This window comes from Neobacillus sp. BP17, assembly GCF_059579525.1.
In genome coordinates this window covers 5,616,413-5,633,860 of sequence record NZ_CM184198.1, presented here as the reverse complement: position 1 = coordinate 5,633,860, position 17,448 = coordinate 5,616,413, and the positions used below count along the sequence as shown (strand labels likewise).

Annotated in this window: 19 protein-coding genes; 7 read left to right on the top strand and 12 right to left on the bottom strand. The window is 42.5% G+C overall.

Annotated elements, in window-relative coordinates:
- Positions 1 to 93 precede the first annotated feature (93 nt).
- The gene (locus AC4QJR_RS27530; protein ID WP_496524881.1) at positions 94 to 1,902 is read right to left on the bottom strand and encodes a TIGR04190 family B12-binding domain/radical SAM domain protein; all 1,809 of its coding nucleotides are present in this window, start codon (positions 1,900 to 1,902) and stop codon (positions 94 to 96) included.
- A 273-nt stretch (positions 1,903 to 2,175) separates the two neighbouring features.
- On the opposite strand from AC4QJR_RS27530, the gene ybaK reads away from it, so the two are divergent.
- The 3 genes from ybaK (at position 2,176) to AC4QJR_RS27515 (ending at position 4,616) form a co-directional block, all read left to right on the top strand.
- On the top strand, positions 2,176 to 2,652 hold the full coding sequence (gene ybaK / locus AC4QJR_RS27525; RefSeq protein ID WP_496524880.1) for a Cys-tRNA(Pro) deacylase: 477 nt from the start codon (positions 2,176 to 2,178) through the stop codon (positions 2,650 to 2,652).
- Between the two features lie 94 nt (positions 2,653 to 2,746).
- The gene (locus tag AC4QJR_RS27520) at positions 2,747 to 3,850 is read left to right on the top strand and encodes a PRK06851 family protein (protein ID WP_251459615.1); all 1,104 of its coding nucleotides are present in this window, start codon (positions 2,747 to 2,749) and stop codon (positions 3,848 to 3,850) included.
- An 82-nt stretch (positions 3,851 to 3,932) separates the two neighbouring features.
- Positions 3,933 to 4,616, top strand: coding sequence for a hypothetical protein (locus AC4QJR_RS27515; protein WP_496524879.1), 684 nt, complete (start codon positions 3,933 to 3,935; stop codon positions 4,614 to 4,616).
- A 45-nt stretch (positions 4,617 to 4,661) separates the two neighbouring features.
- On the opposite strand, the gene AC4QJR_RS27510 is transcribed toward AC4QJR_RS27515, so the two are convergent.
- Entirely contained in the window at positions 4,662 to 4,820 is a 159-nt protein-coding gene (locus AC4QJR_RS27510) for a hypothetical protein (RefSeq protein ID WP_496526760.1), read from the bottom strand.
- A gap of 119 nt (positions 4,821 to 4,939) precedes the next feature.
- Here AC4QJR_RS27510 and AC4QJR_RS27505 point away from each other — a divergent pair, with 119 nt between their 5' ends.
- Together AC4QJR_RS27505 and AC4QJR_RS27500 are read left to right on the top strand one after the other, a co-directional pair.
- Entirely contained in the window at positions 4,940 to 5,608 is a 669-nt protein-coding gene (locus AC4QJR_RS27505; protein ID WP_496524878.1) for a DNA alkylation repair protein, read from the top strand.
- 71 nt (positions 5,609 to 5,679) lie between these two features.
- Complete coding sequence (locus tag AC4QJR_RS27500) at positions 5,680 to 6,534, top strand: Cof-type HAD-IIB family hydrolase (protein ID WP_496524877.1); 855 nt, start codon at positions 5,680 to 5,682, stop codon at positions 6,532 to 6,534.
- 73 nt (positions 6,535 to 6,607) lie between these two features.
- On the opposite strand, the gene AC4QJR_RS27495 is transcribed toward AC4QJR_RS27500, so the two are convergent.
- From AC4QJR_RS27495 to AC4QJR_RS27465, 7 genes are all read right to left on the bottom strand, one after another.
- Positions 6,608 to 7,510 (bottom strand): FixH family protein, encoded by a 903-nt coding sequence (locus tag AC4QJR_RS27495; RefSeq protein WP_496524876.1) that lies wholly within the window; start codon positions 7,508 to 7,510, stop codon positions 6,608 to 6,610.
- Positions 7,507 to 8,184 (bottom strand): ABC transporter ATP-binding protein, encoded by a 678-nt coding sequence (locus AC4QJR_RS27490; RefSeq protein ID WP_496524875.1) that lies wholly within the window; start codon positions 8,182 to 8,184, stop codon positions 7,507 to 7,509. Before AC4QJR_RS27490 ends, AC4QJR_RS27495 begins: the two co-directional genes overlap by 4 nt.
- A complete protein-coding gene (locus AC4QJR_RS27485; protein WP_496524874.1) occupies positions 8,181 to 8,978 on the bottom strand; it encodes an ABC transporter permease in 798 nt (265 codons plus the stop codon). Before AC4QJR_RS27485 ends, AC4QJR_RS27490 begins: the two co-directional genes overlap by 4 nt.
- A complete protein-coding gene (nosD, locus tag AC4QJR_RS27480; RefSeq protein WP_496524873.1) occupies positions 8,942 to 10,282 on the bottom strand; it encodes a nitrous oxide reductase family maturation protein NosD in 1,341 nt (446 codons plus the stop codon). Before nosD ends, AC4QJR_RS27485 begins: the two co-directional genes overlap by 37 nt.
- The gene (locus tag AC4QJR_RS27475) at positions 10,283 to 10,852 is read right to left on the bottom strand and encodes a hypothetical protein (RefSeq protein ID WP_375374638.1); all 570 of its coding nucleotides are present in this window, start codon (positions 10,850 to 10,852) and stop codon (positions 10,283 to 10,285) included.
- Between the two features lie 218 nt (positions 10,853 to 11,070).
- On the bottom strand, positions 11,071 to 12,936 hold the full coding sequence (gene nosZ / locus AC4QJR_RS27470) for a Sec-dependent nitrous-oxide reductase (RefSeq protein WP_496524872.1): 1,866 nt from the start codon (positions 12,934 to 12,936) through the stop codon (positions 11,071 to 11,073).
- Positions 12,937 to 12,953: 17 nt separating this feature from the next.
- Complete coding sequence (locus tag AC4QJR_RS27465) at positions 12,954 to 13,409, bottom strand: cytochrome C (RefSeq protein ID WP_496524871.1); 456 nt, start codon at positions 13,407 to 13,409, stop codon at positions 12,954 to 12,956.
- Positions 13,410 to 13,649: 240 nt separating this feature from the next.
- Here AC4QJR_RS27465 and AC4QJR_RS27460 point away from each other — a divergent pair, with 240 nt between their 5' ends.
- The gene (locus AC4QJR_RS27460; protein ID WP_375374636.1) at positions 13,650 to 14,393 is read left to right on the top strand and encodes a Crp/Fnr family transcriptional regulator; all 744 of its coding nucleotides are present in this window, start codon (positions 13,650 to 13,652) and stop codon (positions 14,391 to 14,393) included.
- Between the two features lie 37 nt (positions 14,394 to 14,430).
- Here AC4QJR_RS27460 and bshB2 read toward each other — a convergent pair whose 3' ends face one another.
- The 3 genes from bshB2 to pdxK form a co-directional block, all read right to left on the bottom strand.
- The gene (gene bshB2, locus AC4QJR_RS27455; RefSeq protein WP_375374635.1) at positions 14,431 to 15,102 is read right to left on the bottom strand and encodes a bacillithiol biosynthesis deacetylase BshB2; all 672 of its coding nucleotides are present in this window, start codon (positions 15,100 to 15,102) and stop codon (positions 14,431 to 14,433) included.
- Positions 15,103 to 15,131: 29 nt separating this feature from the next.
- Positions 15,132 to 15,479, bottom strand: a complete 348-nt coding sequence (locus tag AC4QJR_RS27450) for a YojF family protein (protein ID WP_251459603.1) — start codon at positions 15,477 to 15,479, stop codon at positions 15,132 to 15,134.
- A gap of 174 nt (positions 15,480 to 15,653) precedes the next feature.
- Complete coding sequence (gene pdxK / locus AC4QJR_RS27445; RefSeq protein ID WP_251459601.1) at positions 15,654 to 16,499, bottom strand: pyridoxine/pyridoxal/pyridoxamine kinase; 846 nt, start codon at positions 16,497 to 16,499, stop codon at positions 15,654 to 15,656.
- Between the two features lie 75 nt (positions 16,500 to 16,574).
- Here pdxK and mobA point away from each other — a divergent pair, with 75 nt between their 5' ends.
- Complete coding sequence (mobA, locus tag AC4QJR_RS27440; protein ID WP_496524870.1) at positions 16,575 to 17,378, top strand: molybdenum cofactor guanylyltransferase; 804 nt, start codon at positions 16,575 to 16,577, stop codon at positions 17,376 to 17,378.
- Positions 17,379 to 17,448: the final 70 nt, after the last annotated feature.

The following is a 17,448-nucleotide window of genomic DNA, read 5'->3' as shown; positions in this document are numbered from 1 at the left end:
CTTCAGGACGGATTGGCTGTAGACCTGCGAGCCCCTAGACGCTGGAGCTAGACATCACAAAAAGGAGTTGGGGACCCCCAACTCCTTTTAATATTATATTTTCATTTTCCGTTGTTCAGGATCTAGCCTGAATTGCCGGCGGCGCTTTGGCTGTATTAGATGTCTAATCTTGTTCGCATAATCCTCATACAGCTGTTCAAGGCCAACTAATGATAGTGAAAAGAAGTTAGCATAATTCTTTTGGACTTCCCACTTTAACTCGTTCTTTCCACAAATACTATATTTATTTAGCTCTTCTATTTCTACCCGAATCTTCGCCAATTCAATTCTTTGCTGCTCTTCAGGAAGCGAGAGAACATGGTCTATCTTTTCAATATAATTAATCGATTTCTCAATCTTCCAATTAATTTCATGATACCCTTCAACATCAATCAGCCCATATTTTAATTTAAATTCATTTAGTAGTTTAGCAGATTCATAGGTCGAATTCACAATATCATCACGGGTCATATCCTTCGTTTCATAGCTGAGCATATGCTTCCAAGAAGGTTGAGTGATCGCCTTGCGGTGGTCCTCAAGGGTATGGCAGAACTTTTTATAGCCGTACAGTTCTGGATGTTCAAAGGCTGGGCAGGCAGGGTCAAGGAACGGTGCAAGCGGTGCGACAAAATAGAAAATCCGTTTGTCCTGATGACAGGCAAGATGAATCTTTTCACAGAAATCAATGTTTTCTAAGGCGCTGTCATACGTTTGTCCTGGAATTCCAACCATGAAGAATAAATCGATTTTTTTGCAGCCGTGCTTTAAGGCAAACAGGAGCGTATCGATGACTTTGGAGTTGGTACAATTAAATTTCCCATTATAGTGTCTAATCTTTTCATCATGGGTTTCAAGCGTGATCTCAATACTATATTTTGGAACACTTTCATTCATTTGCTTAAAGAACTCTTCATCGGCATACTGGAATAATTCAAACACGACTTCATTTTTAAGATTGAGTTCTTTCAGGCGGCTAAAGAACTCTTTGACATATTCACGTCCACCCTGGCGTAAATCATGGAGGATAAAAATGGGTGCCCGGCTAAACCGGGAGATGAATTTAATATCTTCAATGAGCTTTTCAGGTGACCGTAAGGCGAGCGCACCACGGTTGCAGTTCTGATTATAAGCATCCTTCGAACCACCACAAATCAAACAGTTTTGTGAGCAGCCCCGCGCCGTCAATAAGGCGGTATTCGGGTACTGCAGCCAGCCATTGTAGGGCAGCGGGTCAAGGAAGTTCCGATATTTAAAGACCGAGCGTATCGCATAGCGATATCCTGGCACATCCAGATCATCTAAATCCTTTGGTACATAGGTAAGCGGATTGCAGCCAATATCGCGGCCCTTCTTCCACGTTAAATTGGGGATGTCAGCATAGTGGGTATTTCCTTGTTCGATTTTATTCATCAATAGCAGCATCAGTTTTTCAGTGGAATCGCCGCGCATCACAAAATCGATACAGGGATATTCTATCAATTCCTTATGATAATAGGTCGAAGACAGGCCGCCAAAGATCACCGGGATATCGGGATGAAGCCTTTTAACCACTTTGGCTAATTCGATACTGCCGTGTGCATGTGGAAGCCAGTGTAAGTCAATTCCGAAGGCCTTTGTTTGGACATTCTTTAACTTTGCCTCGACATCAAATTTGTCACTCATGAGCATTCGATTGGCGATATTAATGATTTTTACTCGTAGACCGTACCTTTCCAGGTATTCCGCGATACTGGTAATGCCAATTGGGTACATCTCAAATACGGGTGATGAGGGAACTACATCACTGATGGGGCCGGCAAGCAGGGAGTTTTTTCGAAAATCATAAACGCTTGGTGCATGCAAAAGGACTAAATCGTATTTCATTTATTTCACCTCATGGAAAATAGGATAGAAACATCATCTTTCATAGGCTTAAAAAGATCATATGTGAAGTATTGAATATACGATATTTTTAAAGAAGATATTATCTATTTTGGAAATGAAAGTAATTTATTATTGCTGATTTTAGTGTACTATAATAATTGTTTATTAGAGTGACAAATGGGTGACAGATTTTGGGTGATTTTGTGTAAATTCTGCTAAACCTGTATGCTTGAAACTAGTTTAGAGTCTTCAAAGTCAGGGAGGAATGATAACGTGGCACAAGCAAAAACGAATGCGATGCGCATTTTAGATGCAAAAAAGGTCAGCTATGACATGCTTACCTATGATCTTAAAGACGGAAAAATTGACGGTGTCTCTGTAGCCGAAAAAGTAGGCAGGGATCCTAAGGAAGTCTATAAGACGCTCGTGGCACAGGGCGCCAGCAAGAATATTTATGTCTTTGTTATTCCGGTTGCTGAAGAATTGGATTTAAAAAGGGCGGCAAAGGCAGCTGGTGAAAAGAATATAGAAATGCTCCCCGTCAAGGATATTCAGAAATGGACAGGATATATCCGCGGCGGCTGTTCACCAATTGGTATGAAAAAGGAGTATAAGACATTTATAGATGAACAAGCAAGGGATCTGGATACCATCATTGTCAGTGCCGGGAAAATTGGTGTCCAAATTGCTTTAGCCCCTTCCAGCTTGCAAGAGGTCACAAAAGCTGACATTGTCCCAATCATTAAGTAAGATTTTTTTCCTAGGCACTCACCTATAGGTGGCAATCGCATAAGATAGGGAGAAATTATCTTACGAGTGTCACGATAAAAGGGAGTGTTGCTCAGTGACAGGAAAAATTAAAAATTACTTTGCTGGCGGTAATACAGCTAGAGGTTTCCATAATTTATATGATTCCAATCTTCAAGATCTAGACCGGTTATTTATTCTAAAAGGCGGACCAGGAACAGGTAAATCCTCACTCATGAAAAAGATCGGCAATGAGTGGCTTGAAAAGGGCTATGATGTTGAATTCTTACATTGTTCTTCTGATAATAATTCCATTGATGGCGTGTTAATCCCGGCGTTAAAGGTGGGAATTGTCGATGGAACTGCCCCGCATGTGATTGAACCCAAAGCACCAGGTGCAGTGGATGAGTATATTAACCTCGGCACAGCTTGGAATGCTCGTGCCTTAGCGACCCATAAAAGTACAATCTTGAAGTTAACCAATCAAATCAGCCAGTCCTTTCATAAGGCATATGATACGTTTAAGGAAGCATTGGATATACATGATGATTGGGAAAAGATCTATATTAACAGCATGGATTTTAAGAAAGCTGATCAATTAACGACCAAATTAATTGATTCCTTTTTTGGAAAAATGAAGCTTAGTAAAAAATCAGATATCCGTCATCGCTTTTTAGGGGCAGCAACGCCTAAGGGAGCGGTCGATTATGTTCCGAATTTAACCGAAGAGATTCCAAAACGTTATTTCATTAAAGGGCGCCCAGGCTCTGGTAAATCCACGATGCTGAAGAAGCTTGCGGCAGCGGCTGAAGTCAGAGGGGTGGATGTTGAGGTTTACCATTGCGGCTTTGACCCGCATAGCCTTGATATGGTTATTTTCAGGGAGCTTGGAATTGCGATTTTTGATAGCACGGCACCACATGAGTACTTCCCAAGCCGAGACGGCGATGAAATCATCGATATGTATGAATTACTAATCGCTCCAGGGACAGATGAAATTTTTGAAGAGATCATTACTAAAATCTCAACCAATTATAAAAATAAGATGAACGAGGCAATCTCTTATTTAGCGCGGGCAAAGGAACTTCATGATGAGCTGGAGGAAATCTATATTGCGGCGATGGACTTTTCCGTTGTTGAAGGAATCCAGAACAAAATAGCCGAGGAAATCAGGGAGTTAGCGGCGAGTAAAGTAGAGTAACAAAACTTTCAATAATACTTCTCACCAAATTAGGCGGGGTGCATACGTTAAAGGGAAAATTAAATAAAAGGGGCTAATAACCTTGGATCATTTCAATTACCCTCAGGGTCATGGTAGAATGCCAAATTCTCCTTATGAGCACACCCTTCGGCAACAAACACAAGCGCCGCCGCATGGAGGAGGCCATCAGCCGCCGCCGCATGGAGGAGGTCATCAACCGCCGCCGCACGGAGGAGGTCACCAACCGCCGCCGCATGGAGGAGGCCACCAGCCGCCGCCGCATGGAGGAGGCCATCAGCCGCCGCCGCACGGGGGAGGTCATCAGCCGCCGCCGCACGGGGGAGGTCACCAGCCGCCGCCGCACGGGGGAGGTCATCAGCCGCCGCCGCATGGGGGAGGCCACCAACCACCGCCGCATGGGGGAGGATATCAACCGCCGCCGCATGGAGGAGGCCACCAGCCACCACCGCATGGGGGAGGATATCAACCGCCATATGGAGGCGGTCCACATTATGGCAGTGCCCCGACTGCACCACCGCCAGCCTTTATTCCACAAGAATCAGTTGGCTTATATGCGGTTGACCCAGGAGGAATTAGGCACTGCCTGTACCGTTATACCTATGTTTGGCTAAGAAATGGAAGTAGCTTCTGGTATTATCCAACCTACGTGGGCAGAAACTCAATCGGCGGGTATCGCTGGAGTGGAAACCATTGGGTATATTATGGAACGGACTTAAATAGAATCCGTTCATTTAGTTGCCACTAACAAATAGGAACTGCCCTGAAAAAATGGGCAGTTCTTATTTTCATTCTAAGAATGTGGATTCGTTTTGCTGCTTTGCCCCTTGTTGCGCTTATTTCCTTTGCTGTTATCACCGCTGACAAATTCGCTGGAAAATTCAGCTTCCGACTGTCCTGCTTGCGGGGAGTTTTGATTCATGCTGCCTTTGTTGTATTTCTTCGTCATCATTGATCCCTCCTTTTCACTATGGTTTAGTTTGCTTTCGAGTATGTTGTTTATTCAGGTAAAATAAAGGTAATAGTTGAATGATGAGATAGCTGGTGAGTATTTTTTGAAGGGGTGATTGAATGCAGTCAAAGATCGATTTGTTAACACAATTATTTGAAAAGAATCGCAACGAAGCAAATGCAGGACCGATGAAGAAATACATGAAAGACCACTTCCCCTTCCTTGGCATCAAGAAGCCTGATCGAAGTGTGCTGGAGAAGCAATTTTTTCAAGAAACAGGATTGTTAAAGGAGCCGTTTAACCAAGCATTTATTCGCGAACTTTGGGCGAAGGATGAACGTGAATACCAATATACTGGATTGGTTTATATGGAAAAATCGCTGAAAAGGCTGGAGAAAAGTGATTTACCCTTTATGGAAGAATTGATACAAACGAAATCGTGGTGGGATACGGTTGATGCAATTGCTCCCAAACCGGTTGGGGAAATTGCCAAAAGGTTTCCTGACGTCGTGGCAGAAACGATTGATAGCTGGGCGACCCATGATTACCTTTGGCTGCGCAGGGCGGCACTTCTTTTTCAATTAAAGTATAAAGAGAACACGAATGAAGAGCTTCTTTATCAATACATACGTCTGAATGCAGACAGTAAGGAATTTTTTATCCAAAAGGCCATTGGCTGGGCATTACGGGAATATTCAAAGTCCAATCCTGCTTCCGTGAAAAAATTTATCGAGGCGGCAAAGCTAGCACCGTTAAGTGTTCGGGAAGGAAGTAAGTATTTAGGTTGAGCATCTGGGAGATAATGTATTAGATTATCTGTTAAAATAGCAATAATGAAAAGGGATAGAGGGTGAACAGCATGATTAAATGTATTGCAACAGATATGGATGGGACATTATTGAATTCAGTTCAACAAATCAGCTCGGCAAATAAAGAAGCTATTTTAAAAGCGCAGTCACAAGGTGTTGAAGTGGTGGTCGCGACAGGCCGGTCGTATCAAGAGGCTACTTACGTACTTTCTGAGGCGGGCTTAACCTGCCCGGTTATTTGTGTGAATGGCGCGGAAGTACGTTCCGAAGAGGGGGATGTCCTTTCAGCGACGCCGATTGGGAAACAATTAGCTCGAGAGGTTGCTGCAAGGCTTGCAGAAAAGGACGTGTATTTCGAAGTTTACACAAATCAGGGTGCCTTCACGATTGATCCCGCAAAGGCCGTTTCCATTCTTGTTGATATCGTGATGAGTGCGAACCCAGAAGCCAATCAAGCTGAGATTATTGAAGCAGCAGGGGCAAGAATCCGTGATGGCTTAGTCCAAACAATTGAAGATTATGAACAGCTGTTTGCGAATGATCAGTATCAAATCTATAAATTTCTTGTCTTCTCGTTTGATGGGGAAAAATTAGAAGCGGCAAATCAAGCATTAGCAGACTTAGAAGAACTTGCTATCGCTTCTTCCGGTCATGAAAACCTCGAAATCACGAATCGTGAGGCTCAAAAGGGAATTGCACTTGAATCGTTTGTAAAAGCAAGAGGAATTGATTTAGCGGAAACGATGGCGATTGGTGATAATTATAATGACGTATCGATGTTTGAAAAAGCAGGCAGATCTGTGGCGATGGGAAATGCCAATTACGAAATCAAATCTCTTTGTGATGTAATTACAGACACCAATGTTGAAAGCGGCGTAGCAAAGGCGATACTTGAAGTAATATAAGTTGTAAGTAAGGGTGTCAGGCACCATGTGAATATTTTTTCACATGGTGCCTGACACCCTTTAGGTTTTGTATTTACATAATCTCAATTTTTAATGAATTCACCTGTGAAACTAGGAGTTCTTCGTAATCTTTTTGGGCTTGGTAGTAGATTTCTTGTTCGCCGGCTTTAGGGTTTTCTTTTTTGGCCTTGGTAACTAAGTCTTTTTGGACCTTCTGGGACATGACGATCATTTGATACTGCTGCTTTTCTGTTGCCCAAAATTTCTCTTCTCCGTACTCGTTGATCAGCTTTTTAGCGGACTCAAATTGATTATATTGTCCGCGTGCTTTGCTAAGGGCTGCATCTACTTCCGTCTCCGTTGCTTTATGACCCTTTTCATCCGCGAGTAGAGCCATCGCCCGGAGGCGGATGATTTGTGTTAATAGCTGATTTTTATCTTCAAGTGTTTTTTCCTGTGCCTCTAAATAAGTAAGTTCTTCCTCCAACTGCTCGCCCTTATATTGTTTCTGTGCGCTCTCCCGGTTGATGGCGAGCTGCAATTGGTTAATGAATTTATAAAAGCTGACATCCTCATCAGTGATCCACTCGCCATTCACCTTGGCAACCCCTTTTGGCTTGGTTACGTTCATTTCAATGACTTTCTCTGTCTTTTTCCCATCCTTTTTAAGCGTAAATAAGGCCTCATATTTACCGCCCATCGGCAAATTCACTTTGCCAGTATAGGTGCCATTTTTCCCTTCCTCAAGCTTGACATCATAACTGCCATGATCCATTTCCGTCATTGCTAGGTGAGCAGATACATCTAGCCCTTTTACAGCTTTCTTATTTTCAGTTACTTTTACTTCAAACGGCATGGCTGTATCCTTAACGAAATAAAGATCCTTCGTGACATCCACTTTATAGTCAGGGTCTGAACTGCATCCTTCTATCACGGCAACCAGAAGAAGGATGGCGAATATTATCCGTATCTTCATGAGCTGATTCCTCCTAAATTATGAGTCTGTAAAAACTCTTTTACTTTATATTTTTTCATTTTTCCATTTTCCAAATATGCTACATGGGTACAAATCTGTTTGATTTCGTCCAGATGGTGCGAGGACAGCAGAATCGTCTTATCCTGAAGGGAATGGAGTACATCTAAAATTTCTTTTCTTCCGAGCGGGTCTATTCCGCTCGTCGGTTCATCAAGAATAAGCAGGCTTGAATCCTGGTAAAGGGTAATCGCTATACCAAGGCGCTGCAGCATTCCTTTCGAGTACTTCTTGACTTGTTCATAGCGGTCGTCCCAGAGGCTGACCGAGCGAAGTACCTGCTCGATTCGTTCCTGACTGGCGGTCTTCGTTACCGCCTCGGCAAAGAACGTCATATTTTCCAATCCGGTCAGCATCGGATAAAGCATAAATTTTTCCGGCAGATAGGCGATTGCTCTTTTCCACTCCTCATTTTTCTTGTTCACGGCAATCCCATTTATTAAAATTTCTCCTTGTTTGACTGGCAGTAATCCAAGCAAACTATTGATAAATGTCGATTTCCCGGCACCGTTTCGGCCAACCAGGGCACAAATTTCATTCCGGTGAATGTCTAGATTGATTGAATCCAAGACTGTTTTTTTTCCGAATGATTGGTTTAAATTCTTGACGTTGATCATTCGTATCCCTCCTTACGATTGAATACAATCGCTGTGGAAAATGAAGCGATGAGCCAGAACAATAGATTTCCAAGCAGGAAGAAGGCCGGCTTCGTCCACATAAACGCTTGTAAGAGTCTCGACATATGGCCGAAGGAATATACCCCCGTGCCTGTTTCTAAAAACATTCGAACAGCCTGAAGCGGATTTAAAAAGTAGACGGAAGAAAATAGTTTTACATTTTCATGGGTCACATTCGGTAAAAACGACAGCAAGATAAAATCGTGCAAGAAGAAAAAGTAGAACCAGACGAAGATCGTAAACCCTAATATCTGCATCCTCGAGCGGCTGATACTGCCGATGGCGGCACCCATTTGCAAGAACACAAGGCCCATGCAAACAATCGCTGTTACAAAGATGAAATAACTTTTCATATCAAGTTGGAAGTTAAATTTTAATAGTAATAAATAAATGAAAAACCACGTAATCAGCGGGACTAGGACAACGGTATAGAGCCCTAGGCTTTTTTTGATTAGGAAGCTTCCGAAATGGTCTGTCTTTGTCAGCAGCATAATCAACGTCTTTTGTTCTTTTTCTTGAAAGATCGAGAATGCCCCGATAAATAAGCATAGAATTGGAATAAAATAGATAATCGTATCAAACAGGTTGATTAAGAGCACATAAAAGCCTTTATCAAATGAAAGGGCTGAGGAACGAAATAAAATTGCAATTGAAATCAGAACAATAATACTTAAACTTAGCCAGAGTCCTTTTCCTCTTATATTTTCCTTCCATTCCTTCCAAATGTAATGCATAGTAGGTGTCTCCCCTTTAGTAAAATCCCCACGATAAGCAAGGTGGCAATAAGGATAATTGCTTTCGAATGCGTTCCTTTTGACGCTGTTAGCGGGTGTGGGTCATGAAACATGATGGCTTCCTTTGATAGAGCCGCGTTCATTTTTTCATAAATCTTCAATGCGGGACTTTTTAAAAATAAATAGGATAATTCTTGGTCTTCAATTAATTGGTATAAAGAAGAACGATAGGTTATTGGAAAATCCCCAATGTGGTCTTGGTCTAAATCGGTGATCGGGAACGCGCTGCCCCAGTCATTCCCTTTGCCATCCTTGCTCCAGGAATTATTCTCACTATTGCCGCCAAGAGTTACAGCAGGAATCGTATTTTCGGTAATTTGGTTTAAGGTAAAAACTTGGTCATTGGAACTCGACCACAGTTCAATTCCGATTTGGTTTTGAACGATTTTGTTATGGCGAAATTCATTTCTGGTTGCTTGATCAATATACATACCGCGTTGGTTCATATAAAAGGTATTATCGGCAATATCATTGTCATTGGCTTGGAGTAATAGTAATCCAAAGGATTGGTTGCCGTAGTTCACGAGAAATTGATTATCCTCGAGTTTCAAATGGTTTGAGTTCATAATCGCGGCCCCGCCGGTATTCATCGTGAATATATTTTTCTTGAAAATGTTCTCGTCGGAATACATGTAATGCAAGCCATATCTTGTGTGGCTAATATTATTTTCATAGCTTTTATTGTTGTTGGCATATTCAAAGAACATCCCGTCCCGGGTGCCTTCAATCGTATTTTTTTCAAGCAGATTATCATTGGCATAATAAACGTGAATCCCATTTCCCTGGGCGGCAATTTCGCCTTTGCCTAGGCCCTTAATCTGGTTGGAACGAATGGTATTATGGTGCGCCTGGCTTAAATAAATGCTGTGAAAGGAGTCGCGGATGCTGATGTGTTCAACGACATTGTTGTTTGTGTAAATCTTAATGGCCGCGTATTCCTCAGCAGAGTTCCGGTTCATCCCTCCATGCATGACGGTTAGATGGCTCAGTTTCACCTTAGGGGACTTTATGGAAATGACATTGCCCGATCCGTCTCCTTTAATCACCGTCTTTTTTGAGCCAATGATCGTTATCGGTTTGTTGATGACAATATTGCCCTGGTACGTTTTATTTTCAAGCTGGAGGACCGCCCCTTCTTTCAGGCTGTCGATAGTTGCTTGTAATGGTTCGGCTGCCAGCTTTTTCTCAGGGCTCATGACTAGCAATAGAGAAAAAATGAAAGATACGAGCGCAAGTTTTTTCATTTACTTTCGATCCTTCCATAACGGAATGAGTAAGAGGATAAACGCAGCGATCACCAAGTATGTTCCGAGGCCAAGCAGGCTGTTGGTTTGGAAATTCGCCACCGTATTATGACCCAAAATAGGCGGAACAAACGGATCCATTTTGATCGGAGCTTCAGGACTTAGATTGGTGCCAAACTTTTTCAATGCATGGTGAAGATCATATACACCGAGTCCGCCGCCAATCACAAATAGGCCAATCAATCCGTAAAGAACGGACTTTTTTCGGAGCAGGGCGGTTAAAAGTGTAAGAGCCGCTAATCCTCCAACTAGATAAGGTAAATACGCTAATTCAGGGAAGTTTTTTTCACTGAAGTTGGCCATACCAATATAGTGGTTAAGCCCATTCACGATATCAATTTCCCCTGCGAGCTTATTCGGATACACAATGATATTTAACCCTTCTGGATATTGCGGAGCAACAAAGACCATTTTCCACCATGGGAAAAATAGTGAGATGACTATTAAAATAGTTGAAGTAACAAGTAATAATGAAGAAACTACTGATAATTTTTTGGTTTTACTCGTCATGTTAACATCGCCTTTATTATAAAGTGGAAGCGCCTTGCTCAGCCCCGACAAGTATAAGGCGAGCCCTTCAAGAAGGTGTTTTTTGCCTTCTTGAAGGGATTGACTTATAACCTCGAGGGGCTAGGCGCTGCAACTAGATTTTATGAATAATATGAATTGTAAACGGAGAAGGGTATCAATCCTTTTCATTGATACCCATCACCAACATATTGCTTAAATTACTGTTTTGGTTTGACAAGGAAGTAACCGGTCATTTCTTGGTGCAGCGCAGAACAGAAGTTTGTGCAATAAAGTGGGTAGGTTCCTGCTTTATTCGCGACAAATTCCATTGTGTTGGTTTGTCCCGGCTGGACTTCCATGTTTAAGTTATAGCTGTTGATGGCAAATCCGTGGGTAATATCTTCATCGAAATCAATATTTGTCAGATGAATCGTCACATGATCTCCTTCATTTACTTCGATCACATCAGGACGTTTTGCTTTGGCATCAAAGATGAATTTCGAACGCATCGCGATACCATATACATCGACTTTGTTACCATTACGAACGATTTTTGTATCGCTCTGCTTGTAAACAGCTTCCTTATTCTTTGTGTCCTTCGGATAGACTTCAATTGTTTTGATTTTATCCGCTTTAATCATTTGGGCATAGTGTGGTTCTGGGTTAACTGGTGCTGATTGGATGATCTTCATCTTGCCGCTGATATCAATTAACTGCATCGATTCAGGATGAGAAGGTCCAACGGATAAATAGCTGTCTTTCGCAATCTTATTTAAGGCAATGATATATTTTCCGTCAGGTGCAACCGTGTCACCTTCTGCGGCAACAGAATGTCCTGGAGAGTATTGAACAGGGACACGATCTAATGTTTCACCTGTTTTTGGATCCCATTTCACAATTTCCGAAGAAATAAACATCGTTGTGTAGGCCATGCCTTTGTCATCAAATTGTGTGTGTAGTGGTCCTAAGGCATTTTCAGGGTTAACTTCTCTTTCCATCACGGATTTGTAATTAAGGACTGGAATACCATTGCGTTCACCAGCGAAGTCTTTATTTGCGACAGCTTTAAATGCTTTTTCAAACGAGAAGACTGTCATGGTTGGCGCTAATTTTCCGGAAGCGATAAAGTGCTTGCCATCTGGTGTTACGTCGACACCATGTGGTGATTTTGCGACTGGAATTAAATAAATGCCGCCTTTTTGCTTCTCAGGGAAGATCATTTTCTGACCGCCCACATTTTCGTACTTGCCTTCCTTGACCATTTTCTCAAGCTCTTTCCAGTTGAAAAGAACAATATAGTCACGGTCTGCTTGTGAAGCATTAATTTCAAGGTTCGTTGTTGACTCCTCGGTATTATAAGTCGTCATAACCGCCCAATCCGCTGATTCTTTTTTACCTGCATCAGAAAGGTCATAGGACCATGGTGGAAGGGCAACTTGGTAACCAATATTTAGCTTTTGTTTGTTTTGATCAAATGTGACAGCAGACATCACGCCGCGATATTTTGTGCTGTAATCATCAAGTGATTCGTATTTGTGCTGCAGCGGCACGGCGAAGCGAGTCGGCAGGAACATATACTCGGTATTTTCCGTAACGAAGGCCGCACAGTGCGGTCCGCTTGTATTTGGAACGTTAATGATATCTTTCACGGTGAATGTTTTTAAGTCCATCGCGGCCGCACGGCTGTTACCAACATCGGTCGCGAACATGTATTTCCCGTCATAGTCACCTTTTGTTTCAGAGAAGGCCGGGTGATGAAGGTCCCCCCATGTATAACCGCCCATTAATTTCTTCGAGTGTTCATCGAAGCCGTACCCTGTAGCCGAATCCTGCGAGAAGACCGGAACCGTTCGAATATGACGCATGGATGGCACACCATAAATAAACATTTGACCGGAGTGGCCGCCGGAAGCAAATAGATAGTAATCATCTTTTTGGCCGAATGGGACATATACCTTTTCGGCATCGCTCTTTGTGCTTGACGCTGCTTGCGTTTCAGTCTTAGCTGAGAAATCTGCGAACGTAATCGTTGCTGCGACAAACCCGGCTAAGAGACCCGATGCAATCGGAATCCATTTTTTCATTATGTACACCACCTTTTTTATTTTTCAGAAGCTTGTTTAAGTAGGTCTAATACTTGCTTACGTTCTTCGTCGGATAATGGGTTTTTCCCAATCACGCCTGACATGACAGCAGAAGTAGGCGCTTTTAAAAATTCTTCAATCGGCTTGCCATGCTTGCCTTCTACGTTTACAAACGCTTGGGAAAGATCTGGGCCAACTGCTCCACCTGTAATTTTTAAAGATTCAACACTGTGGCAGCCAAGGCAGCCTTTTTTGTTAAGGATGTTATCCTCATTGGCAGAAACCGTCGTTGCTTCTTTTGAGTCGGTCGTTGTTTCTTCTTTTGCAGAAGCAGTTTCTGTCGTTTCTTTCGTTTCTGTTTGTGCCACTTGAGGCTGTTTTGCGGAATCCCCCATGATCACGCCAAACACTAAGTAACCTAATCCAAAGCCGAGTAATGTACAAATAACAAAACTGATAATGGCTTTATTCATCTTTTTCCCTCCTTTTTTCTCAAATGAACATCTTCATCCTAAACACTTCCATGTCAGAAAAATGTGACCTACCGCACACCTTTGTTATAGTTTTTGAACGTTTTGTGAAAGGGCTTAGTATTACGTGATTTGAAAAGATGAACGTTTTGTGAAATTCGTCACTACATCAAGTGACGCAGTTCTTTACAATAAAAGTAAGTGTTCATCAAAAGGGGATTTTTAAAAAGGGTGGTGAAAAGGATGATTCAAGTTGATTGTTTAAAAGAGCCGAATCTAGCAATCTATCAACAGGTTGCCCAAATGGATTTACTTCGGAAAATTGTTATCTTTAAGGATTTATCGGAGAAGTCACTAGCGATTATTGAAAAAAGGATTCATACACTCGAGTTGAAAAAAGGGGAAAGGATCATTTCGGAAGCCGAAGTGGCCAAGGGGGTTTATTTTGTTCATACCGGTGCAGTGAAGTTAACGAAGCAGGATGAACAGGGGAATGAAATTATTGTTTGTGTGAAGCAACAAGGGGATGTGTTTGCAGAAGCCTGTTTGTTTACAAAAAGGACAGAATACTACCCGGCAACTGCGACCATGCTTCAGGACGGAAGAGTCTTATTTTTAAATAAATTGGAACTTGAGCGGGATTTGTTCAACCATCCGGAATTATCGATTCAAATGATTAGTTATATGAGTGATGTGCTCCGGGAAATGACCTCGCAATTACGAGACGTGGCTTTGCTCGATGTGTATGCGAAGACTGTTAAGACATTAGAGCGCCTCGGTAATAAATTTAATAATGGCCTGAACAGATGGGATATAGAGATTCCCTTGACCATTCAGGAATTTGCCACCGTGGTCGGAACCACCCGGGAAAGTGTCAGCCGCGTTTTCTCCAAGTTAAAAAAAGATGGGATCATTGATATGAAATCACGTAAAATTATCATACGTGATTGGTGCACGCTTTGTACCCTGCTGCATCGGGAATATTAACATAGAAAAAAAGCCCTTCACTATGAGGGGCTTTCGGTTACTTATCAAATTTATAGGTCCAAAACCGTTCATTATTAATCCACTTCATCACTTGCGGGTCTTGGTTTTTTAATTTCTCTTCCATTCCGATAAACATTTGCTCGGTTTGCGAACGGTGCGCCTGGATGGCTGCCATTTTTGTTTTGGCAACAGGGCTGATGTCATTGAGAATATCTGGTTCCCCGAGCTCATCAACACAATTGTTTGAGAATGCGACACAGTGTAAGGTTGGCCGTGCGGCTGGGCTCATTTTTTCAACAGCGCGAACGACCGCCGCACCAGTGGCATCATGGTCCGGGTGGACCGAGTAGCCTGGATAAAACGTAATAATAAGAGAAGGATTAACTTCCTCGATCAAGGCTAACATTTGATTGGCAAGTTTCTCTTCATCTTCAAATTCAATCGTTTTATCGCGGAATCCGAGCATGCGCAAGTCTTGAATGCCCAGTACCCGTGCCGCTTCCTTCAATTCTTCTCTTCTAATCTTCGGCAAGTTTTCACGATTGGTAAACAGAGGATTTCCCATGTTGCGTCCCATTTCACCTAACGTTAAACAGGCATAGGTAACAGGGGTTCCGTTCTGCACATGGGTGGCAATGGTGCCTGACACCCCAAATGCCTCATCATCAGGGTGAGGGAAAACAACCAATACTTGGCGTTCTTTTTCCATAAATTCTTCTCCTTTCGGGCCTTGCATTCTTATTCAAAAGGGGTGCTGGAAATCTCCAAGGCAACCGCTAGTTTTCCATCATGGTCGTGACCGGCTAATAAGAGACGGTTGTCCTCATCAATTTCGTAATGAGTGATCCCTTCTGCGTAAATCCAGCCAAGCTGAATCTTTAATCCAACCCGAAACGGGCCATTCCCTGTTATTTTCCCTAATTCATAACGAACAAGGGCATTGCGGATGAATGCACCGGCCGAAAAGAAGCTTTGATCGTTATGTGAAGCATAGGCACCGTTGGTCGTTTCAAGGTGAATATAGACATCTTTATTAGCAAAGCTGTTAATGGCATCTTGTGCACCTTTTACATCAATAAGTTCCAAAATGAAGCCTCCTTTCCCATCATTAATTTTGAGATTATGTCTAATGTCTATTTTAGTTAATAATGTAACTATCATACTAAAATCAGGTAAAAAATGCGAAACTGGTGCCTGACACCAACAAATGACCTCAAAAAAGAAGAGTCGATCAAGCGATCGGCTCTTCGTGACTCTTTCTTATTCCACACAATCTTCGCAGTACTCGGTAACAGCTTTCGCTCCACTGCGGTAAGCCCCATGCCAGGTTGGTCCAACGTATTCGTTGAGACGGAAACCTTGCTGGATGGCTGCTGTGATAAATTCCTTTGCGACATCGACCGCATCATAAACGGATTTTCCTTTTGCTAATTCCGCTGTAATTGCTGATGAGTAGGTGCAGCCCGCCCCATGAGTGTAGGTCGTTTCAAATTTTTCCGACTCATAAAGCATAAATTCTTTTCCATCATAAAGCAGGTCAACGGCTTTTTCTTCTGATTCAAGCTTGCTGCCGCCTTTAATCAACACGAATTTGGCCCCTTGTTCGTGGATTTTTTCTGCTGCTTCCTTCATTTCCGCCACGGTACGAGGGGTCTTCATGCCAGCCAGCTGTCCTGCTTCAAATAAATTAGGAGTCACGACTAAGGCACGTGGTAATAGAAACTCACGCATTGCATCGGTAGTTTCTGGATTTAGGACCTCATCTTCACCTTTACAAACCATAACAGGGTCAATCACGACACGTTCAAGTTTGTTTTCATCGATTTTCCGAGCCGCTAATTCAATAATCTCTACAGTCCCAAGCATGCCGGTTTTCATCGCATCGATCCCAACGGAAAGAATGGTTTCAAGCTGAGTCTCAAGCGTATCAACAGCGATTGGGAAAACATTGTGGTGCCAATGGTTTTTTGGGTCCATTGTCACGATGGATGTCACTGCAGTCATTCCATAAACGCCAAGTTCCTGAAAAGTCTTTAAGTCCGCTTGTAGGCCAGCGCCGCCGCTTGTATCAGAACCAGCGATTGTCATCACTTTGTTGATGGTCATATGTATGTACTCCTCCTTAAATTTTTACTCTTAATTATTATAGAACATTTTTCAAAAATTAACAGGAGTCACAAAATGCTCGATCTATATGGTCAGTTTGAAATTCAAGTTTGCGAAGGTTGTAATGGCTATATTAAAATTATTGTTACACGCCAATATATTGAAAAGCCATCAGCTGCCTTACTGAATTTAAACTCGATTTATTTGGATTATGTGGAACAGGATAATGGCTATCAAGCTGTGGGCGTGGATATTGATGTAAATGAAGAGGGTGCAGGGATGATGAAGGCCGGAGCTATTATTTTATCAGGTGGAAAATCAAGCAGGATGGGCACCAATAAAGCCCTTCTAAAAATAAACGAGAAAACGAACATTGAGAGAATGGCAGATACACTAAACCTGTCATTTATTGATATAATTCTTGTAACCAATCATCCTGAAGACTACCAATTCTTAGAAGTGAAGATGGTCTCAGATCTGTATCCTGGTCAAGGACCCCTTGCAGGAGTACATGCAGGACTGCTGGCATCTCCATTTGAGACGAATTTTGTCGTAGCTTGTGATATGCCGTTTGTTTCCGCGGAACTTGCCGAACTGCTTGTCAAAAAAAGCAGCGGTTTTGATGCCGTCATCCCAGTCATTAATGGAGTCCAGCACCCATTGTTTGCCGTCTTTCAAAAAAGGGCAGCGGACGTGGCAGCACAAATGATTGAAGCGGGACAACTTCGGATGAAACATTTGCTTGAGCGCTTAAATGTCCTGTATGTAACAGAAAAAGACCTTCAGGCATACAGCGGCTTCGATTTAGAGCGGGTCTTTTTTAATATGAATCACCCAAGTGAGTACGAAGACGCTAAAAAGTGGGCGGAAGATAGATAAGGTTGAAAAAGGGGACCGACTACACGGTTCACATTATTAGTGAAATTGACGGATACCAAGTGTTCAAAAA